The sequence below is a fragment of the Acidobacteriota bacterium genome (genome assembly GCA_009838525.1).
Classification (GTDB): Bacteria; Acidobacteriota; Vicinamibacteria; order Vicinamibacterales; family UBA8438; genus VXRJ01.
Window position 1 is genome coordinate 22,665 of record VXRJ01000019.1, and the last position, 21,007, is coordinate 43,671.

At 69.5% G+C, this 21,007-nt stretch carries 19 protein-coding genes; 8 read left to right on the plus strand and 11 right to left on the minus strand.

Features of this window, described 5'->3' with window-relative positions:
* Positions 1-61 precede the first annotated feature (61 nt).
* The gene (locus tag F4Y45_09915) at positions 62-601 is read right to left on the minus strand and encodes a hypothetical protein (GenBank protein ID MXY24823.1); all 540 of its coding nucleotides are present in this window, start codon (positions 599-601) and stop codon (positions 62-64) included.
* 59 nt (positions 602-660) lie between these two features.
* Between F4Y45_09915 and F4Y45_09920 the strand changes: the two genes are divergently transcribed.
* The 4 genes from F4Y45_09920 to F4Y45_09935 are packed head-to-tail and all read left to right on the plus strand — an operon-like array spanning position 661 to position 4,788.
* A complete protein-coding gene (locus F4Y45_09920) occupies positions 661-882 on the plus strand; it encodes a hypothetical protein (GenBank protein MXY24824.1) in 222 nt (73 codons plus the stop codon).
* Entirely contained in the window at positions 882-2,570 is a 1,689-nt protein-coding gene (locus F4Y45_09925) for a methylcrotonoyl-CoA carboxylase (protein ID MXY24825.1), read from the plus strand. The genes F4Y45_09920 and F4Y45_09925 overlap by 1 nt, the downstream gene beginning before the upstream one ends.
* A gap of 3 nt (positions 2,571-2,573) precedes the next feature.
* On the plus strand, positions 2,574-4,415 hold the full coding sequence (locus tag F4Y45_09930) for an acetyl/propionyl-CoA carboxylase subunit alpha (GenBank protein ID MXY24826.1): 1,842 nt from the start codon (positions 2,574-2,576) through the stop codon (positions 4,413-4,415).
* Positions 4,416-4,422: 7 nt separating this feature from the next.
* Positions 4,423-4,788: a hypothetical protein gene (locus F4Y45_09935; GenBank protein ID MXY24827.1), complete on the plus strand. Its 366-nt coding sequence runs from the start codon at positions 4,423-4,425 to the stop codon at positions 4,786-4,788.
* A gap of 53 nt (positions 4,789-4,841) precedes the next feature.
* Here the strand turns inward: F4Y45_09935 and F4Y45_09940 are convergent, their stop codons facing one another.
* The 5 genes from F4Y45_09940 to F4Y45_09960 form a co-directional block, all read right to left on the minus strand.
* Positions 4,842-6,122: a DSD1 family PLP-dependent enzyme gene (locus F4Y45_09940; GenBank protein MXY24828.1), complete on the minus strand. Its 1,281-nt coding sequence runs from the start codon at positions 6,120-6,122 to the stop codon at positions 4,842-4,844.
* Between the two features lie 67 nt (positions 6,123-6,189).
* A complete protein-coding gene (locus tag F4Y45_09945) occupies positions 6,190-7,095 on the minus strand; it encodes a hypothetical protein (protein ID MXY24829.1) in 906 nt (301 codons plus the stop codon).
* 42 nt (positions 7,096-7,137) lie between these two features.
* Positions 7,138-7,503 carry a copper resistance protein CopC gene (locus F4Y45_09950; GenBank protein ID MXY24830.1) on the minus strand — a complete coding sequence of 122 codons (366 nt, stop codon included), beginning with the start codon at positions 7,501-7,503 and terminating at the stop codon, positions 7,138-7,140.
* Positions 7,504-7,517: 14 nt separating this feature from the next.
* The gene (locus tag F4Y45_09955; GenBank protein MXY24831.1) at positions 7,518-10,082 is read right to left on the minus strand and encodes a TonB-dependent receptor; all 2,565 of its coding nucleotides are present in this window, start codon (positions 10,080-10,082) and stop codon (positions 7,518-7,520) included.
* 149 nt (positions 10,083-10,231) lie between these two features.
* Positions 10,232-10,645, minus strand: a complete 414-nt coding sequence (locus tag F4Y45_09960; GenBank protein MXY24832.1) for a hypothetical protein — start codon at positions 10,643-10,645, stop codon at positions 10,232-10,234.
* Positions 10,646-10,726: 81 nt separating this feature from the next.
* Between F4Y45_09960 and F4Y45_09965 the strand changes: the two genes are divergently transcribed.
* Positions 10,727-12,652 (plus strand): propionyl-CoA synthetase, encoded by a 1,926-nt coding sequence (locus F4Y45_09965; protein ID MXY24833.1) that lies wholly within the window; start codon positions 10,727-10,729, stop codon positions 12,650-12,652.
* Positions 12,649-13,086: a VOC family protein gene (locus tag F4Y45_09970; GenBank protein MXY24834.1), complete on the plus strand. Its 438-nt coding sequence runs from the start codon at positions 12,649-12,651 to the stop codon at positions 13,084-13,086. Before F4Y45_09965 ends, F4Y45_09970 begins: the two co-directional genes overlap by 4 nt.
* Before the next feature lie 127 nt (positions 13,087-13,213).
* On the opposite strand, the gene F4Y45_09975 is transcribed toward F4Y45_09970, so the two are convergent.
* From F4Y45_09975 to F4Y45_09990, 4 genes are read right to left on the minus strand one after another with little or no spacing between them, the layout of a single operon-like run.
* Entirely contained in the window at positions 13,214-14,341 is a 1,128-nt protein-coding gene (locus F4Y45_09975) for a carotenoid 1,2-hydratase (protein ID MXY24835.1), read from the minus strand.
* A complete protein-coding gene (locus F4Y45_09980) occupies positions 14,338-16,923 on the minus strand; it encodes an FtsX-like permease family protein (protein MXY24836.1) in 2,586 nt (861 codons plus the stop codon). The genes F4Y45_09975 and F4Y45_09980 overlap by 4 nt, the downstream gene beginning before the upstream one ends.
* On the minus strand, positions 16,920-17,591 hold the full coding sequence (locus F4Y45_09985) for an ABC transporter ATP-binding protein (GenBank protein MXY24837.1): 672 nt from the start codon (positions 17,589-17,591) through the stop codon (positions 16,920-16,922). The genes F4Y45_09980 and F4Y45_09985 overlap by 4 nt, the downstream gene beginning before the upstream one ends.
* Before the next feature lie 51 nt (positions 17,592-17,642).
* On the minus strand, positions 17,643-18,071 hold the full coding sequence (locus F4Y45_09990) for a VOC family protein (GenBank protein ID MXY24838.1): 429 nt from the start codon (positions 18,069-18,071) through the stop codon (positions 17,643-17,645).
* Positions 18,072-18,097: 26 nt separating this feature from the next.
* Between F4Y45_09990 and F4Y45_09995 the strand changes: the two genes are divergently transcribed.
* Both F4Y45_09995 and F4Y45_10000 read left to right on the plus strand, forming a co-directional pair.
* Positions 18,098-19,786, plus strand: coding sequence for a hypothetical protein (locus F4Y45_09995; protein MXY24839.1), 1,689 nt, complete (start codon positions 18,098-18,100; stop codon positions 19,784-19,786).
* Entirely contained in the window at positions 19,783-20,454 is a 672-nt protein-coding gene (locus F4Y45_10000) for a hypothetical protein (GenBank protein ID MXY24840.1), read from the plus strand. The genes F4Y45_09995 and F4Y45_10000 overlap by 4 nt, the downstream gene beginning before the upstream one ends.
* On the opposite strand, the gene F4Y45_10005 is transcribed toward F4Y45_10000, so the two are convergent.
* Positions 20,393-21,007: a hypothetical protein gene (locus F4Y45_10005; GenBank protein ID MXY24841.1), complete on the minus strand. Its 615-nt coding sequence runs from the start codon at positions 21,005-21,007 to the stop codon at positions 20,393-20,395. The two genes, F4Y45_10000 and F4Y45_10005, sit on opposite strands and share 62 nt — an antisense overlap.

Genomic DNA, 21,007 nt, shown 5'->3' on the forward strand with positions numbered 1-21,007 from the left:
GCCTCCAATGTCCTTACGCATGATACCTGTTGCGGCCGGTCGCGCCGTGTCGGAACGCGCGTCAGAACCGAATGGCCAGTCCGACCGAGGTCTTCCAGAACTGCAACTCGGTAAGCTCAAAGTCGCGCAGGCCACCGCCGGTCGAGAGGCCGCGGACATAGCGGATATCGAACCGCGCGCCCACGGGACCGATGAACCCCATCACGCCGCCTCCGGCGTTGAACGCGACACCGTCCGTCTGCTGATCGGGCGACTCCGCCCGCAACCAGCCGACGCCACCCGCGACATAAGGGCGCCCCGGACCCAACGGCAGGCCGAGCATCAGGTTCCCGAAGACGGTGGTGACACGTCCCTGGCCGGCGAACACCCCGGTATCGGGCGCATCGGCAATTCGAGCGTAGTCGGTTTCGAAACCGATGATGCCGCCCGCCATCGCTGCGACGGAGATGCCGAGCGTCTCCGCCTGGACCTGATCGTCCGATCCCGCCGACCGCCCCACGTAGGGCGTGAAGATGGTGTCGGCATGGACCGCGGCCGCCGGAACCAGCGTCCACGCCAGCAGGACGACAGTCCCTACGGCAAACCGAGTGCGACGGCGCACGTAAAGAGCCTACCGCATGTCGGACTTAGGCGGCTCCGAGCGGCCGGTATAATCGACGTGTGCCGGGTCCGCCGAAGCTCGCGCAGCCTTCCGCCCCCGTAACACCCGCCGTCGATCCGGCGCGTCCCGGCCGGCAGGTCACGCCAATCCGTTCCGTGGCGCGCTCGGCGCCGTCCGACGACGCGGTGATCTGCGAGCGGTGCGGCGCGGAGATGTTCCGGATGCACGCGGTCTGGCGCTGCCCCAACTGCCGGTACAAGACCGACTGCTGCGGCTGGTGATGGACCGGCTGCGCTCTTCCATCCGGACCGAATCGGACGACTACCGCGCGAACCATGCGGCGATGTCGGCGCTGGTGCGCCAACTGGAAGAACGCCGCGCCGCGGCGCGGGCGGGCGGCGGCGACGACGCGACGACGCGGCAGCGGGGGCAGGGCAAACGGACGGCGCGCGAGCGGATCGATCGGCTCCTCGACGACTCCTCGCCGTTTCTGGAACTCTCGCCGCTCGCCGCCGGCGGGATGTATGACGGCGCGGCCCCCGGCGCCGGGCTCGTCACCGGCATCGGGCGGGTTGCCGGACGCGAGGTGCTCGTCATCGCGAACGACGCGACCGTCAAGGGGGGCACCTATTTCCCGATCACCGTCCGCAAGCACCTGCGCGCACAGCAGGTTGCGGCGGAAAACCGGCTGCCCTGCATCTATCTGGTGGACTCGGGCGGCGCCTACCTTCCGCTGCAGGCCGAGGTCTTTCCCGACCGGGAGCATTTCGGCCGGATCTTCTACAACCAGGCCCGGATGTCGGCCGCCGGAATCGCCCAGATCGCGGTCGTCATGGGTTCGTGCACGGCCGGCGGCGCTTACGTCCCGGCCATGTCGGATCAGACGATCATCGTGCGGAACGCGGGGACCATCTTCCTCGGCGGCCCGCCCCTCGTGAAGGCGGCGACCGGCGAGGAAGTGACGGCGGAGGAGTTGGGCGGTGCCGATGTCCATACGCGGATCTCCGGCGTCGCCGACTACCTCGCGGAGGACGACGATCACGCGCTCCGGCTCGCCCGCACTGTGGTGTCAACGCTGCCGGACGGACCCGGCGACGCGCCGTCGGCGGGGTTGGCGGCGGGAAGCGCCGGCGAGCCGGCGGACACGCCGGCTCATGGCGCGTCGCCGTGGGATCCGTCGGCGACCGACGCGCCGCCGGAAGATCCCGCCTACGACCCCGACGAGCTGCTCGGCGTCACGCCTCCCGACGCCCGAACCGCGTACGACGTGCGCGAGGTGATCGCACGCCTGGTGGACGGCTCCCGGTTCGACGAGTTCAAGGCGCGCTACGGTCCGACGCTGGTGACCGGCCATGCGCGCATCCACGGCCAGCTCGCGGGGATCGTCGCGAACAACGGCGTGCTGTTCTCCGAATCGGCCCTCAAGGCAACCCATTTCATTCAGCTCTGCAACCGGCGCGGCACGCCGCTTGTGTTCCTGCAGAACATCACCGGTTTCATCGTCGGCCGCGACTACGAGCAGCGCGGCATCGCCAAGGATGGCGCGAAAATGGTGAACGCGGTAGCGAACAGCGTCGTGCCGAAGCTGACCGTCATCATCGGCGGCTCGTTCGGCGCCGGCAACTACGGAATGTGCGGCCGCGCCTACGATCCGCGCTTCCTCTGGAGCTGGCCGAACGCGCGGATCTCGGTGATGGGAGGCGAGCAGGCGGCCAACGTCCTCGCGACAGTCGCCGCCGATCGCGCCCGACGCGAGGGGCGCGACCTGGGCGAGGCGGCGATCGAGGCGATTCGCGCCCCGATCCTCGCCAAGTACGCCGAGGAAAGCTCTCCCTACTACGCGACCGCGAGGCTCTGGGACGACGGCATCCTCACGCCTCCCGAGACGCGCGCCGCCCTCGCCCTCGGTCTCGCCGTCGCGCGACGCGTGCCGGGCGGACCACCAGCCTACGGCGTCTTCCGGATGTAGGCGATGCTCCGGCGTGTCCTGATCGCCAACCGCGGCGAGATCGCCGTCCGCATCATCCGCACCTGCCGCGCCCTCGGCATCGAGACGGTGGCGGTTTGTTCGGACGCAGACCGGAACGCACCGCATGTCGGTGCGGCCGACCGGGCGGTGACGATCGGCCCGGCGCCCGCCGGCGCCAGCTACCTGTCGGTGGAGCGGATCATCGATGCGGCACGGGCGAGCGGCGCCGACGCCATCCACCCCGGCTATGGGTTCCTCTCCGAACGCCCGGAGCTGGCGAGCGCGTGCAGCGACGCGGGACTGGTCTGGGTCGGTCCGCCGGCCGGTGTAGTCGCGCGGTTCGGCTCGAAGATCGAGGCGCGGCAGGCGGCGGAGCAAGCAGGCGTGCCGGTCGTGCCGGGCAGCGCTCCGGACGATCAGACGCCCGCCGGAATCACCGCCGCCGCCCGCGCGGTCGGCGTGCCCGTGCTCCTGAAGCCGTCGGCCGGGGGCGGCGGCAAGGGAATGGTGGTGGTTGATGCCGCCGATCAACTGGCCGAGTCGATCGCGCGGGCGCGGCGCGAAGCGGTCGCGACCACCGGCGACGGCACCCTCTACGTCGAGCGGCGGCTGGAGCGGCCGCGGCACGTCGAGGTCCAGATCGTTGCGGATCGCGGTGGCCGCGTGGTGACCCTAGGTGAACGCGACTGCTCGCTGCAACGCCGGCACCAGAAGGTGATCGAAGAGACGCCGGCGCCCGGTCTGACGGACTCCTTGCGCCGGCGCCTGGCGGCGGCGGCAGCCGACCTGGCGCGTCATGCGCGCTACGAGAACGCGGGCACCGTCGAGTTCCTGGTGGAGCGTGGCGGTAGCGAAGACGCGGACGGCCGGTTCTACTTTCTCGAGATGAACACGCGACTGCAGGTGGAGCATCCGGTGACCGAGATGGTGGCCGGAATCGATCTGGTGGCGGCGCAGCTCGCGATTGCCGCCGGTGATGCCCTGCCGTGGTCCGCGAGCGAGGTGGCCCCGCGGGGCCACGCGATGGAATGCCGCATCTACGCGGAAGATCCCGCGCGCGGGTTCCTTCCCCAGGCCGGCCGGATCGACCGCTACATGGAGCCGTCCGGACCCGGCGTTCGCGTCGACTCGGGCGTAGGTGCGGGGAGCGACGTTCCCGTGCACTACGACCCGTTGCTCGCCAAACTGATCACCGCCGGCCGGACGCGGGACGAGGCACGGCGCCGCGCCCAGGCGGCGCTCGGCGAATTCGTGCTGACCGGAATCACGACGAACATCCCGTTCCTGCGCGCGGCGCTCGCGCACCCCGCGTTCGAGGCCGGAGACGTCCAGACGAGCTTCCTTCAGGACCACGCCGAAGCGCTGGCGACGGCAGCGGCAGAGCTGGCCGGTGAGGCCGATAAGGTCGAGACCCTCGCGGAACGGGAGCGGGCTGCGGACCGGGCGACCGGACCGCGCGGCGGCGAAGACGTCTGGAGCCGCCTCGCCGGGTGGCGCCTGGGTGGCGGCGGAACCGGTGGCAGTAGCGGCGTAGCTGGCGCCGGTGGCGGCGCCGGCCGAGTCGGCCCGCCCCCCGCGGATGCGCTCGACGGGACGTCAGGTGATTCGGCGCCGCGACCGGACGAGGATGCGCTCTGTGCGCCGATGCCCGCGACGGTGACCGCCGTCGCAATCGCGCCGGGCGATACGGTAACGGCCGGCGACGCGCTGATCCGGCTCGAGGCGATGAAGATGGAGCTGGCGATCCGCGCACCGACTGGCGGGCACGTCACCGCCGTCCACTGCGCGGTCGGCGATCTGGTGCAGCCGGGCCGCCCGCTCGTGACGCTGGATCGGGTAGAATGACGCCGTCATGTGGACCAAGATGATGAACCGGCCTCGCAAGAGGCCGCCGAAGAAGATCGCCGTCATCGACCCGGAGCGGTGCTTCGGGGCGTTCGCCTGCTCCATCTGCCAGGCCGCCTGCCCGGTGGAGGACTGCATCATCGAGGTGCCCGACGCCTACGGGCGAATGGTCTGCGACGTGCGGCTCGACAAGTGCATCGGTTGCGGTCTGTGCGTGACCGTCGGCAACCCGACCGCGCCGCAGCCGCGTGACTTCGGCTGCCCGCCGGACTACGACGCGATCGACATGCACGCCTACGACGAGGTGGTTCCCCCGGAGCCGGAGGAGCCGGCCGAGGGCGACGCCCCGGCCGCGGGCGGCGCGACCGCATAGGCGCGTTCCCTCGACGGCGGCGACGCGTCTCTCGCCAGGTTCCGGTTACCCGTCTACGTGGACCGTCCTCGCGCGGCGATCGGCCAGATCGCCTCGACCCGTCCGTTCCTGACCGCGTACATCTGGTCGTACAGATTCACCACCGGATCGCAGTGCGACACGATCAACTCCAGCTTCTCCCCCGCCCGGTAGCTGCGGCTGGCGTCGTCCTCGTAGCGGATCGTGCCGAACTCGTCGGAACCGGAGGTGTAGCTCATGCCGGTCTCACCCTTGACGATGGCCCAGGGCCGATTGATCGTGCAGGCCTTCGCCCCCGCGTCCGTTGTCGCCCGCCCCTCGTACTGCGCGTTGACGACCGTCGCCAGAATCGTCAGGGCGGGTTGGAAGTCGCTGTACACCTCCGGGTCGTCCGCGCCGCCGATCCCGATGTACTGGGCGTCCATGAAGACGTAGCTGCCCACCTGGACGTCGGTGAGCCCGGGTGTCTGGTGATCGATGTTGTACGTCCCGGTCCCCCCTCCGCTGAAGATCTCGGTATTGAGCCCGGACCGGTCCATCTGCCCGCGCGTGTCCGCCGCCGCCGCAAGCCGCTCGAGCGTCTGGGCCTGCCGTGCGTCGAAGCCCTTCACATGCTGCGATCCCCCGTCGTAGCAGAGGATCCCGCGAAGCCGCAGGTTGGGCAGGCGGTCGACCAGTTGCGCGAGTTCCAGCGCCGGCGCCCCGGGCGTGATGCCGGTCCGGTGGCCACCCGGATCGACGTCGACGACGACGTCCGCCTCGATGCCCAGCGCGGCCGCCGCCTCCGAGAGGTCGCGCGCGTTGTCCGCCGTGTCAGTGGCCTGAATGAACGTCGGGCACTGCTGGCGCAGATGCATCGCCCGGTTGATCTTGAACGGCGTGACGTTGATCGTCGTCATCAGGATCTCTTCGATGCCGTGATCGAAGAGCGCCTGCGCTTCTCCCACCTTGGCAACGCAGATCCCGACCGAGCCGGTCTCGAGCTGCCGCCGCGCAATCGCCGGCGTCTTGTGCGTCTTCGCGTGCGGCCGGCTGGCGATGCCGTTCGCCCGGACCGTGCGCTGCATCTGTGCGATATTCGCCTCCATCGCGTCGAGATCGACGACGAGGGCCGGCGTGTCGACTTCCTCGACCGCGACGCCCAGGTCGTGCGGCGCCCCCAGCTCGGCCGCTGCCGCCGCCAATCCGGCCATCTCGGCCGCGGTGTAACCCTTCACGGGTGATGGAATCCAGACCGCGGCGGCGCCCGCCCCGGCGGCGGACGCCTGCAGGAAGCGACGCCGGGAGAGGGACGACGGCTGGGGTGACGACGGCATCGGGGCGGCAGCTTGTGCAGTCATGGAGGTGTTGTACCCCAAGTCGCCCCGGTTCGCCAGCCCGCGCCTACATCGGGACGTAGGGCATCGCCAGGTGAATCAGGAGGGCGGCGGCCAGAAGCACCAGGGCGCCGACTGCCAGTTCGGCGCCGGCTGACCGAAGTAGAGCGTAGGTTCCGAAAGGGTTCCCGAGACGCGGCGTGACCCAGCGCCAGTTGCGGAGGCCGATGGCGCCGGTCAGCACGAACAGTCCCACTTTGGCCAGCAACACCTGGCCGTAGCGCGTGGTCCAGAGCTGATCGACCGTCTCCAGATTGACGACGGCCGCGACGAGGCCGGAAAGCGCCACCGCGGTCACCGCAACGATGGCCAGAGGCGAGAAGCTCCGTACCAGTCGGGCGACGTATCCGTGCCCCCCCAGGATCAGGATCAGTTTCGGCGTCGCTACCACTATCGCCGTAAGCGTACCGATCCACAGGCCGCCCGCCAGACCGTGCACGGCCAACACAGCGCCTGGAAGCGACGAATCGAAGCTCATCGCATGCCCCGTCATCGGCAGGGTCAACCAGCCCGCGACAACCGCCACGGCCGCACTGCCCCACCCGAGCCTCGGCCAGCGGCGCCAGCCCACCACGGCGATAAACGCCAGTACGGAAATCCCCGCCTGCGGCTGCCAGAACCCGCCCCAACGGCTTTCGAAAGCCACTACGCGTACGAGCTCGATGGTCACCGCCTCGTCCAGACCGAAGACAGACCACGTCTGCGCGTAGAGGCGCATCCCCGTCCCCAGCACGAGCGCCAGCGCGGACGCGGTCGCAAAGGCGCCGAGAACCCGTTCAACCTCCTCACCAATCTCGCAGGCCCGCGAGATCAGCGGCAGGCAGGTGACCGCGCCGGTCAGGCCTACCAGCCCCAGGAAAGTGATCCAGGCGGCCACCGTCTGGAGGACGATTACAAAAACAGTATCTTCCATCAGATCGATGCCCGTCCGCCGATCAATGCCGGCGCCGTGGCGTCAGTTCGCGGCGCGAACTGTGAACGAGAACTCGCCCCGCTGCGTGTGGCCGTCGTCACCGGCCGCCCGCCAGCGGACGGTGTAGGACCCGGAGGCCAGCGTCGACGGCACTGCCGCGTGCAGCGACTTGTCGCTCCGTATGTCCAGTTCGCCCAACGCGATCTCACCCGCGGCGCCATTGAGCGCCAACCGGCTGACGGCCGGATCGGGCGCCTGCGTGAACCAGACCTGAATCGCTGAGGGAGAGGTCAACAGCGCCGCATCAGCCTCCGGCATCGTCTTCGACACCGCCATGTGCGCGGACACGGCCGCCACGGCAGCCGCGATCAGCAGGGCGGCACACGCCGCGATTCTCCAGACCCGCATCGTCGTCCCCCGTCTCAGAATCCGTACTCCAGCCCAACGTACGCGCTGCGCCCAACCTCCGCAATCCGCAGACCGCTGAACGGATTCAGCGAATTGAGGTGGTTGACGTAGTACTCGTCCGTCAGGTTCTGCACGCCGGCGCGGAAGGTCAGGCCCTCGCCGACGCGCACGCCGGCCGCCAGATCGATCGTCGTCCAGCCGGGCGTCGCCCGCTCGAGGCGTCGCGCGGCAACCCGCTCCTGCGGGGCGGTATTCGTCACCTGGACTTCGAACCAGGCCTGCCGGGCCGGATCGTGGAACTCGATCGCGTACTGCTGCTCGAACGGCGGCACGCCGAAGAGCGGCTCGCTGAACAGTAAATCCTCGGCCCGGACGTACGACCAGCCGCCGCGCAGGTCGATCCAGGGGCCGGCCGCCGAACTGGCGGTCAGATCGAAGCCGGCGAACCGCGCCGCGTCTGCCTGGACGTAGCGGTAAAGCGTGTCCGGGCTGAGGGGCAGCCGCTTCTCCAGGTTCGGATCGGGCGCAACAGTGATGTAGTCGTCGATATGCCGATGAAAGACATCGAGGCCGACGGAGGCCGCCGCCACACGGAACGTCGTGCCCACATTGAACTCCAGACTCCTCTCCGGCCGCAGGCCAGGGTTGCCGACGAACTCCGCCGCCGTCTGGAACTTCACGGCCGGAAAGCGGTCGGCGTAGCGCTCCAGCGCAGACGGGTTGCGGACGGCCCGGCCCACGCCCAGCGTCACGAGCCAGGTATCGGTTACGCGCAGGCTGGCATTCGCGGCGGCGCTGATGTTCGTGTTGGTCTGCGCGAACCGTTCGCCCGAAACCAGCATGGTCGTACCCTGACCGTGGGAGGCCGACCCATCGTGCGTCGCGCCGTGGTCCGTCGTCGCGCCCTGACCGCCCATCGGCGTAGCGGCGCCATGCCCCGCATGCGGGTCGGTCATGTGCCCGGCATCCGTCCCATGGCCGGTGTGCCCCATGCAGACGGCGGTGACGCAATGAAAGTGGCCGTGCGCCTCGTGCAGGTCGTAGGCCGGAATCGCGTTGTGCGCGAAGAAGGACGTCACCTGACCGATCTGCGCCCGCTCCCGATCGACCCGCACCGTCCCGCCGATCGTGCTGCGCCCTTGTTCGAACAGCACCTGGGCGTAGCCACCCAGGTTCGTCAGGTCGGCCTCCGGCCAGACGGGGTGCATATTGTGGTGAATCTGGCCGGTGCTGCGGTCGCTCACCGTCTGCGTCGCCGACTGCTGCAGCCGATAGGCGTCCATCCCCAGCTTGTAGCGGAATGCTCCGGACTCGAGAGCGGCGTGCACCCGACCACCGACCGTGTCTGCCGACGTTGGCAGGTCGACCCGGATCGGGAACGGCGGCGTCCGGTGGGGGTTGGGCCGCGCCGTCGGCTTGGCGTCGTTGTTCATCAAGTGGTCCTTGAGATTGAAGTACACCTGCCCCGCCAGTTCCGTGAGGACTCCACCCGCTGCCTGGTGCGTGACGTCAAGCGCGTGCGACTGCGTTTCGAAGAAAGTGGCGTCGAGTATCCGCCCCGGGTAGTCGAGATCGTTCTGGCGCTGGAACCCGCCGCTGTACTCCAGCAGCGTCCGCGTTCCCAGCCGGGCGCCGATGCCCCAGCGCGTATCGAACGACTCGTAGTCGCCCTGCACGAGGTCGCCGTTGCCATCGGTGTAGTCGCTGCCGGTCCGGCTGTTGTGCTGGAATGCGAAGCGGAGACGGTCGCCGCTTCCCCACAGACCGGCGAAACCGTCACCCGCCGCGCCGTTGCTGCCGTAATTGGCGCCGACGCGCCCACCGAGGCGGAACTGGCCCGATCCGAAAGCGGGCTTGAACGTCTCCGCCTGAATCGCGCTCAGCGTCCCGGCCCCCCAGGTGAGCGCATAGGGGCCGCGCACCACGCGAAGCGACTGCAGCGTATGCGGACTGACGTGACTCAGCCCCGAATCCATCCTGGCCGGTCCGGCCGCGAACGTCCGCGTGCCGTCCACGAAGACGCCAATCTGTTCCGCATACAATCCTCGGATAGACGGATCCAGGTTGATGGCGCCACGCCGAAGCGCCGTAACACCGGCGTGGCTGCGAAGCGACTGCGCCAGATCCTGCGTCACCCGCCGTTCGATCTCCGACGCCGGCACGACCATCTCCGTCGCCACTTCCGGCATCAGCGCGACGACCGTCACTTCCTGCGCGAACGTCCCCACGTCGAGCGTGATCGCGATCGGTGCGTTGCTGCGCGCATTGACCGGCGTCTCGGAGGGAACGAAACCGAGCAGCGTCGCCTCGACCACATAGGCGCCGCCCTCGGGATTCGCAAAGACAAACGTCCCGTCCCGGTCCGTTTGAGTCGACGCCACGAACTGTCCGGCCTCCGACCGGAGCACGACGGTCACGCCCGGAAGCGGCAGCCCCTGCACGTCCGCTACCGTCCCGCGCACACTCGCCGTCTGCGCCTGCGCAGCCGCCGGCAGCGCAGCCCATGCCGCCAGCAGCATCGCCGCCATCCGCCACGACCACCGACCCCTTGCCCGGGCCGATGTTATGCAACCACTCATCAAAACACCCCCTGCCTATCAATCGCCGCAAACCCTCGTGCGACGCCTCGGACCGACGCCGCATCCTGCGCGTGGTACCTCCGGACCGGCCGGATCGGCGCCGAAGAGGCTCCGACCGACGGAGTCCGGGTACCGGCGTGCGACCGTGATCAGGCGCGCGGCGGGGGTGCGTGGGGGGCGCCAGCGAACGAGGCGGCGGCATCGTGCGTCGGAACGACGCGACCGGTGACCGCCGGGTCGGCTGCAAGCGCGAATGCGTCAGGCGTGAATCCAGTCAGGCCGACCAGACCGATCAACGCGTCGTCGAGCGAGTTGCAGCCGATCATCCGGGCCTGGCCGGGCTGACCGGTTTCCGGTCCGCCGGACGCATGGGCGGCCCGGTTAGGCGACTTGTCCATCGGACACATGGCGCCATGGCTCTCCCCCTCGCAACAAGGCAGCGACTCGGCGGCAATCAACGTTGCCTGACAGCAAAGTGCGGCGGGCAGCAACGCCAGCGCGGTCAGTTTCCAGGCGATGACGCCCGCGACGGTGCCGGCCCTCAGGTTGCGGAGTGATCCCATGCGCTACCTGATTATACCGCGCTGGCCGCGCTCTCGGTCCCCCGGCGCCGCCGGCCCGGCGGCTGCGGTAGGATCGCCCCCATGCCGCCGACATTGAGCAGCTACGATGACGCGTACCGCCGCTGGCAGGCGGACCCGCAAGCGTTCTGGGCCGCCGCCGCCGAACCGCTCTACTGGCACCGGCGCTGGGAAACGGTGCGGGACGACAGTCGCCCGCCGTTCCATCGCTGGTTCGCCGGCGGCCGGTTCAACACCTGCTACAACTGCATCGACCGTCACATCGACCGGGGCCGGGGCCGCCAGCTCGCCCTGGTGTATGACAGCCCGGTTACCGGCGCCATCCGCCAGTTCACGTTCATCGAGCTACGCGACGAGGTGGCGCGCGTCGCCGGCGCCCTCGCCGCGCAGGGGGTGTCAGCGGGCGACCGGGTGATCATCTACATGCCGATGGTGCCCGAGGCGGTCTTCGCCATGCTCGCGTGCGCCCGGATCGGCGCGGTGCATTCGGTCGTGTTCGGCGGTTTCGCCCCCAACGAGCTGGCGAAACGGATAGACGATGCGAAGCCGAAGCTGATCCTCTCCGCGTCGTGCGGCATCGAGGTCAATCGCGTCATCCCGTACAAGCCGTTGCTGGACGAAGCGATCGATCTGGCGTCGCACAAGCCGGCGCACACCGTCATCCTGCAGCGGCCCCAGGCGGAAGCGGCGATGACGGTCGGCCGCGATCTCGACTGGAACGCCGCGGTGGACGGCGCGGAGCCGGCCGACTGCGTGCCCGTGGCGTCGACCGATCCGCTCTACATCCTCTATACGTCCGGGACGACCGGCGTGCCGAAGGGCGTCGTGCGCGACAACGGCGGCCACGCGGTGGCCCTCCACTGGAGCATGGAACACGTCTACGGCGTCGGCGCCGGCGAGGTGTACTGGGCCGGCTCCGATATCGGCTGGGTGGTCGGCCACTCCTACATCGTCTACGGACCGCTCCTGCGCGGCGCGACGACGATCCTGTACGAGGGCAAGCCGGTCGGAACGCCGGATCCTGGCGCGTTCTGGCGCGTCATCTCGCAACACGGCGTCAACGTCTTCTTCACCGCGCCGACCGCGTTCCGGGCCATCAAGAAGGAGGATCCGGATGGCGCGCATATGCAGCGCTACGACCTGTCCCGGTTCCGCACCCTCTTCCTCGCGGGCGAGCGGTGCGACCCCGACACCCTGATCTGGGCGCGCGACCGCCTCGGCGTGCCGGTCATCGATCACTGGTGGCAGACCGAGACGTCCTGGGCAATCGCCGCCAACTGTGTCGGTCTCGGCATGCTGCCGGTGAAACCGGGATCGCCGACGCGGGCGGTGCCGGGCTTCGACGTCAGGATCCTTAACGAGGACGGAGGGGAAATGCCGGCAGGCCAGATCGGCGCGATCGTGGTGAAGCTGCCGCTGCCGCCCGGCTGCCTCCCGACCCTCTGGAACAACGACGACGGCTTCGTGAGGTCGTACCTTTCGCGCCACCCCGGCTACTACCTTACCGGCGACGCCGGTTACCGCGACGATGACGACTATCTCTACATCATGAGCCGGGTCGACGACATCATCAACGTCGCCGGGCACCGCCTCTCGACCGGCGCGATGGAAGAGGTACTTGCTTACCACCCGGATGTCGCCGAGTGCGCCGTCGTCGGCGTGGCCGACGAACTCAAGGGCGAGGTCCCGATCGGCTTCGTCGTCACGAAAGCGGGAGTCACCAAGGGTGTGGACGAGCTCGTGCCGGAGCTGGTCGAACGGGTCCGTAGCACCATCGGTCCGGTCGCCGCCTTCAAGCAGGCCGCCATCGTTCCTCGATTGCCGAAGACCCGCTCCGGGAAGATCCTGCGCGGGACCGTCAAGAAGATCGCCGACGGCGACCCGTACACCATGCCGGCGACGATAGATGATCCGGCGATCCTGGAGGAAATCACGGAAGCGCTCGCCGGTCTCGGCTATCCGAAGCGTTCCGGGAAGGAGAATGGATGACCGTCAAGCCGATCCCCGAGGGCTACCAGCAGGTAGTCCCCTATCTCCTGGTGGAAGACGTCGACCGGCTGCTCGGTTTTCTGGGCGCGGCCTTCAACGCCACCGTGCACCAACAGTCCCGCGGGCAGGACGGAGCCACCAGCCACGCCGACGTCGTCATAGGCGACTGCCACGTCATGATGGGTCAGGCGAGGGCGCCGGAGTACCCCGCCATGCCGTGCATGCTGTATCTCTACGTCGAGGATACCGACACGTTCTACCAGCAAGCGATGACCGCCGGCGCCACGTCCGTTCAGGAACCGCGGGACACGTTCTACGGCGACCGGAACGCCGGCGTGAAGGACCCGTTCGGCAACCAGTGGTGGATTGGGACCCACATCGAAGACGTGCCACCGGACGAGCTGGCCCGGCGAGCCCGGGCACAGGGTCGCTGAAGATCCGCGTCGAATCGTCAGCGCCGCCCCGGCGTCCGCGCCGGCATCGGCTGTCGTTCTCTTGCCGGCCTGGAGGCCGGCGGACCAGATCCGGCCGGCGGTCCCAGCTAGCGGAGCACGCGGTCTCCTAGCGGAGCACGCGGCTCATCGGCTGCCCGGCGTACCCCGTCATTTCCAGGTAGCCCGGCCCCGACACGGACGCGCCGTCCCGTGTGCCGCGCGCGTCGATCGCGCCTTCCCAGTACGTCACACCGGTCGACTCCCCCGTCTCCAGCTCCTGGGCGTCGATTGTCGCTTCCACGTCGATCTCGATCCCCAGTGGAGGCACGTGGATCGTCCATGCGACCGGGTAGGCCGCCCCGGTCGAAGGCGACGTCCACCGCCGTCCGGGAACCAGTGCATAGTCGCCCGCGGCAAGCCGCGTGATGGAGCCGTCGGGGGCGATGAACGTCCCGCTGGAACGCGGGTCGGGAATGCCGTCGTCTCTCCGCATGGTGTAGACCATCAGGTCACTCCCGTCGTCGAGCTGCAGCGAGAACCAGTCCCAACCCACCTGCGCCGGCTCCAGAAAGCTGGTGCCGAACTCGTGGTCCATCCAACTCAGGCCGCTGACGTCGAAGGCCTCGCCGTCAACCATGATTCGCCCGGTCGTCCGCAGCCGCGTGAGCGAGTAGTAGTGCGACGCATTGCCCGCCTCGGCGCCCTTCTGGCTGTAGCCGTCGGCGCCGTGCAGCACGGGCGGCCGCTCCGGTACGAGGCGGAAGTCAACCGCGAGCCCCGCGTCGTCGCTTGCCGCGTTCAGCAGGTGGGCGCCCGCTCCGGTGGCGTCGTCAAGCCGCGCCGACCAGCCGTCGTTCCAGACGTGAAGCGTCTCCGTGCTGGCGCCCGCCCAGCCGACGCCGTCACGGTTCAGCCGCTCTGCGACATGGTGCCGTCCGACCGCGACGTCGGTGACCGCGAGGTGCGCCATGTGCAGATCCCGCACCGCCCACCGCGACGGGTTGACGGGCCGCCGGTCGACACCAACGCGAAAGAAGGTCAACTGGTAGCCGAAGCGCCGGCCGCTCGACGTCTCGACGTTGCCGGTGTAGTACCACCACTCGATTCGGTGGTCGGGATGCGACGCGTGGTCGCGCGGGAACGCGAGCCGGTAGCCCGGATCGGCCGCCAGCCAGGTCGCCGGGGCGTCCTGCGCTCCCACGGCAACGGCTCCCGCCAGCAGCGCCGCTGCCAGCGTCCTCGCAATCCGCATCATCCTTCCTCCTGCAGACCGGCCAGAGCGAAGCTCGCGGCCAGACGCGCCGGCCAGAGACCCGCCAGGGCCGTGGCGCCGATAACGGCAACCGTCGATTGCGCCAGGAAGGCCAACGGGAGGTGGAACTGGATCGTCCAGCCGAAGCTCTGCACGTTGATCACGTAGATGAGGATGAGTGACAGCGCCAGACCCACCACGAGGCCGACGCCCTGGGTCACCGCACCCAACACGACCGCCTCGATCACGACCATCCGCCGGACGTGGCGCCGCTCGGCGCCCGCGAGGCGGAGCATGGTGATCTCGCGCCGGCGCTCCAGCGCCAGCGTGAGCAGGGTCGCCGCAATGCCGAACATCGCGACGGCAATCGCGATGGCCTCCAGCGCCCAGGTGATGGCGAAGGTCGCATCGAAGATCTCCAGAACGGTGGCTCGCAGCGTGCGGTTCGTCGTGATGAAGACCCGGCGTTCCGGTCCGAGTGCGGTCCGCAGTTCGCCGCGCACCGCGTCGGGATCGGCATCCGCCCGCAGGTACAACGTCAAGCCGGCAGGACGCTGCGGGTCGAAGTGGCGCGCGAACGTCGCGTCGTCCATCACGACGATGCCCCGATCGTTCGAGTAGTCGAAGTAGATCGCCTCGACCCCGAACGTCGCCGGACCGTTCGGCGTCGGCAGCGTGATCCGATCACCGGGCGCCACGCCGTGCCTCAGCGAAAACGACTCGGTGACGACGACGCCACCGCTCCCGGCCGCCCGCGAGAGAGCACCGTGCCCGTCGGCAGGCGCCTTGAACTGCAGCGCGCCATGCTCGCGCAGCACGTCGAAGCGCCCCGCTCCGACCGTGATGAGCGATCCCTCGTACCGCGCCTCGACCCCGAGGAAGCCATCGATCGCGACCACCGCCGGATGCGCCCGCAGGATCGCCTCGGTCTCCTCCGAGAGGGCTCCGCGGCTCGCGACCGGGCCGCCGCGCGCAGCGGAGACGAACAGGTCCGCCTGCAGGGTTTGCCCCACCCAGTAGGCCACGGTCTCGCGGAAACTGCCCACCATCACCGCGATGGCCACCATCATGGCCAGACTGACGCCGAGCGCGGCGACCGAAATCGACAGGCGCGGAATCGCACTACCCAGGTTGGCGTGCGCCAGACGCCCCTCGACACCGAGCCAGCGACTCATCGACTGCCCCGCCACCCGGCGGAACACGAACAGAACGACAGGCATCAGGAACGCCGCGCCCAGCACGACGGCCAGGGCCGCCAGCATGCCACCGAGGGGCAGCCCCCCGACCGGCGCCCAGGTCGCCAGCCAGGCCCCGAGAAGGAACAGCGCCAGGGCGCCCACCAATGGCCGCCAGGGAACACGGGCACGCGCTTCCACGTCCCGGTCGCCGCGCACCGCGGCGAGGGGCGGGACACCCGCCGCCTCCAGCGCCGGCGCCGCTGCGGCTACGAGGGCCAGCGGAACGCCGACACCGAACGCAAGCGCAATCATCGGGAGATCCAGCGGCGGCACCCGCGCCGCCGACGCGATCCAGAACTGGCTTACCGTGGAGGCGGTCAGGCCCACCGCGCCATGCGCCATCAGCCAGCCGAGCGGCGCGCCGAGCGCGCAACCGATCAGCGCCAGCACCGCCGCCTCGCCGAGGAACAGCGCCAGGATCGTCGCGCGCGTCGCTCCCGCCGTCCGCAGAAGGCCCACTTCCGCCCGGCGCGTAATCACCGAAACCGACACGGTGTTGTAGACGAGGAACAACCCCACCAGCAGAGCAATCAGACTCAGTGCCGTCAGGTTGAAGTGGAACGCGCCGAGCATGCGCTCCACTTCGGCCCCGCGCGACGACGGGCGGCGGACGCTCAGGCCGGCCGGCAGCCGCGCCGCGATCGCCCGCTCGGCGTCAGCGACGGCAACCCCTTCACGCAACCGGAGGTCGACCCGGTCGACGTAACCCAGGCTGTCGATCGCCCACTGCGCGGCGGCGATGTCCATCAGGGCGAAGTTGCCGTCGAGCACCTGGGCGGGACCGCCGTTCCCGAGAAGGCCGGTGACGCCGAGAGGCACGGTCCGGTCACCAATCAGAAGGGCGACGTCGCCGCCAATCCCGAGACCATGGCGATCCGCGAAACGGCGGGTCAGCATCACCGCCTCGGGATCCGTCAACCGGTTCAGGAAGTCGTCCGTCGTTTGGTTCAGCTCGGCCCCATCCGCCAGGTCGTCGACCAGCGGATAGTCACGGAACGGCCGGTCGCGGAGAATGTCGACGCCAAGGAGACGAACCGTCTCGGCGGTTGCGCCGACGGAAAGCAGCACGTCGGCATCGATCACGGGGCTTACGCGGCCATACTCGCGCAGCCATTCCATCCGGGCGAGCCGCGCTTCGTCGACGCTCCCGCCGTCCGCGGTGATCTCGAGCGACGTCTGGCCCGCCACCGCGTCGAGGGCCGTCGCGAATCCACTCACCGAACTGGCGTTGGCAAGCTGAATAGCGACGACAACGCCGACACCGATTGCCAGGCTGGCAATGGTGGCTATAGTCCGCAGCCGCTGGCGGCGGAGCGGCCGGACGATAAACGCGCGGAACAGGGTCACGACACGATGCGCCCGTCACGCATCGTCACGACGCGTCCGGCCGCGGCCGCGACCGCAGCATCGTGCGTCGCGAGCAATATCGCCGCCCCTGACTGGTGATTGACATCGTGGAGGAGGTCGACGATGCGCGCGCCGTTCGCGCTGTCGAGGTTGCCGGTCGGCTCGTCCGCGAGGAGGAGCGCCGGCTCGTGCACGACCGCGCGCGCGATCGCCGTCCGCTGCGCCTCGCCCCCCGAGAGCTGCGACGGCACATGATCCAGCCGGTGGCCGATACCGACCCGCTCGGCCCACGTTTGCACCCGCTGGGCGGTTGCCGCCGGATCCACGCCAGCCAGGAGCAGCGGCAGCGCGATGTTCTCGCCCACCGTGAGCGAAGGCAGCAGATTGAAGAACTGAAAGACGAAACCGACGCGCGCCCGCCGCAGACGGGTCAGGGCGTCGTCATCGAGGTCGCCGATTGACCGGCCCTCGAACCGCACGTCGCCGGCCGTCGGACGATCCATCGCGCCGCACAGGTGCAACAGCGTCGACTTCCCGCACCCGGACGGTCCGACGAGCGCGACGAATTCTCCCGCGTCGAGCGCGAGATCCAGGCCATCGACGCCGGTCACCTCGACGTCGCCCCGCCGGTACCGCTTCGTCAGCCCGCGCGCCTCGAGGACCGGCACTAGCAGCCCGCGGTGAAGCCCCGCGTCATGAGTTCACGATATAACGGCCGCCTAGTCGTGGGACAGCGGGCAGCTCACCATCCAGTTGATGCCGAAGCGGTCCGTGCACATGCCGAAGTACGAGCCCCAGAACTGCTCGCCGAGCGGCATCGTCACGGCGCCGCCCTCGGAGAGCTTCGCGCAAAGAGCGTCACACTGCTCGCGGGTCTCCGCCGATATCGAGATCGAGAAGTTGTCGCCCGTGACCGGCGGCGACCCGAACCCCGTGGCCCGATCGCTCCCCATGAGGATGCTGGAACCGATCGGGAGCGACACATGCATGATGCGATCCTTCTCGTCATCAGGAAGGGGCATGTCCGCCGGCGCATTTCCGAAGGTATCGATCGTGTCGAACTCGCCGCCGAAGACGGACCGGTAGAACTCGAAGGCTTCGCGGCAGTTGCCGTCGAAGGTGAGGTAGGTGTTGAGCGCGAGAGGCATGACCGGGAAACTCCTTGGTGGTAAGGATGGACGTCCGCGTTGGCCAGGAGGATACGCGGGAGCGCTACGATAGGGCAATGAGACGGATGTGGAGCCTGGCAGCCATCGCCGCCATCGCCAGCTTCCCGGCCGCGGGAGCGGCCCAGCCGGCGGGTTTCGAAGCGGGCGCGGCGGCGGTGGAAATCACACCGGTGCTCTGTCCCGACGCGGCGCCCGACGCGACGCCGGAGCCGTACGATACGACGCGCGGCTGCTTTCGCTGGGTCCACCTGGCGGGATTCTCCCCCTTCGTTCCGTTCCGCGGGGACATCCGCCTGGCGACGGGGATTCACGATCCCCTGTGGGCGCGCGCGCTCGCGCTGCGGGATGCGGAAGGCGACACGCTGGTGCTCGTGGCGCTCGACCTGCCCGGCATCGGCCGACAACATACCGGCCCGATCCGACGGCTAGTCCAGCGCGAGCTGAGCATCCCGGTCGAACAGGTGGTGATCCACTCGACACACACGCACTCCGCGCCCGACGCCAGCGGCTATTGGTCTACCCTCCGCTCCGATCACAACGATCACTACGTCGCCTGGCTGCGCGAGCGGGTCACCGAAGCCATCCGCGGGGCGGTCGCGGCGCTTCGGCCGGCGACGCTGACCACCGCCACGACGACGCACGTCGCTTGCGCCGACCGTCGAACCGGACGACTGAAGCACGCGCGCGACTGCCGCCTCCCCGCCGCGAGTCACCAGATGAACGACTCGCCGGACGCGTGGGACCGCTTCGTGATCCAGCGTGACCTGCGCGATCCGATCGTGGGCAACACGAACATCGTCGCCGCCGGTTTCGACGACGCGGATACCGGAGCGACGATCGCGACATTCATCAACTGGCACAACCATCCGGACACCCTGGGCAGCGCGAACCGGCTGATCTCGAGCGACTACCCGCACTACCTGCGCGCGTACGTGGAGCGCGAGCGCGGCGGCGTCGCGATCTTCGTCGCCGGGACGGTCGGAAACCAGATCAGCGGCCTGCGCGGCACGCCGGTTCCGTTGTGGGACGAGGCGGGGCGGCGGGTGACGGAGCCGGCGCCCGGCGGCGGCCGCCAGCCGGTGCTGGTAACGGAGGACTGGGCGAAGATCCGCTCGACCGGCTACGAGATTGGCCACGCCGCGGTCACCGCTCTCGCCGGGGCGCAACGACTGCCATCACCCGGGGTCGCCGTTTCGTCGAGCACGTTCTACACGCCGGTCGACAACGTCATCCACCTGCTCGGCACGTGGCCGGTCTGGCATCATGGCGTCGAGCCGGAGGATCGCCCCCGTTACGCCTGGCCTGACTGCTGGGGGCTTCTCGGATGCGTACGCGCCGAGGTGAGTCTGATCGAGGTGGGCGACCTCGCGATGCTCACCGCGCCGGGCGAGATCGACCCTGCCTATGCGCTGGGCCGTCCCGCGAGCGCGGCGGACTACGGCGAATGGGGCATCTGGGAGTTCCCCGCCATGGACGGCGTCGTGCATCTCATGCCGGGCCGCCATCATGCATTCATCGGATCGGCGCACGACTACCTGTCGTACCTCATGCCGCCGTCGGACAACACCGGTTGGTGGAACTTCGATCACCCGAACCACTACGAGGAATGGGTGACGATCGGCGCCCGGTTCGGAGAAGGCGTCCGCCGCGCCTGGCGCGACCTGCTGGAAGCGCGGATGCGTAGCGTACCGTGACGCCGAGCGGTCCCTGGAGCGCATTCGCGCCGGCCGTCCATACAACATGCGAGCCGGCCGTCGCCGGCTGGATCGCGCACCCGGCGGACACCGTCTCGGCCCTCGCCTATCTGCTGACTGCGATCCTCGCGCGGCGCCTTGCGCCCGCCATCGCCGCGCGAGTTGCGCTCGTGGGCGTGATGGCGGTGGGATTCCACGCCACCGGGACCGACTTCATGCAACGCCTCGACCTGGCTGCGGTGATACTGCTGAACGGTCACCTGTTGGTGTGGGCGCTGATCCGCAGCGGCCATGGCGCGGCGGAACGCAGGCGCGCGATGGAAGTTGCCATCGCGGCGATCCCCGCCGTGGCCGGATTCCTCTTCAGTTGGCTCGGCTACGTGATCGGTGCGGTCGAAGCGCTCACCGCGCTGGCGCTCTGGCAGCGCCTGGCGGGTACGACACCCGCCGTCCGGCACGACGTCCGGTGGATCGCCGGGCTCGTGCTGCCAGGCAGCATCCTGCTCGGCCTCGGACATCTGGGGATCGGCTGCGTGACCGGCGCCGCGACCCACATCGTGCAGCCGCACGTGATCTGGCACGTCGCATCGGCGATCGCGTGCATGATCATCTGCCGGATGGATCGGACCCTCCGGCAATCCACCACCCTCCCGCCGCCGACGCGGTGACGCAGGCGGCGCCCCCGACCAGATTGATCGCGAACCCGGCCAGCCCCGATGCGCCTGGGGCCAGCGAGGAGACGACGGCGACCAGCAACCCGCTCAGAAGACCGGCGGCCGCGAAGACGAGGCTCGCAATGGCGATCCGTGCCCATCCACTACCAGGATGGGGCTCCCCGCCACCATGGCCGCTCAGGGCCGAACCGAACGCGCCGATCAGACCGTAGGCAAGCACGAAGCCGAGCGGCAGACCGATTGCCAGTTCCCGCAGCGACTCTCTCCCGGCGAGCGCCGGCAGGCTGCTCACCACGAGCAACGGCGCCCAGATCAGCGCCGCGAACGCCAGGGCGAATGCGAGCGGCCCGCGCCAACCGGGGCCGGTCGCACTGCCCGCCACCGCGCCGCCCGCCGCGCTGGCGATCAGCAGCAGGCCGATCGGCCGGGCGAACGACGAGCCGGTGAAGAAACCGGCCGCGCCGAGCGCCGGCAACGCGATCAGCCAGACGGCAACGGGTATCAACGTCCCGGCAGCAAACCGGGCCGCGCCGCGCCGACGAGCCAA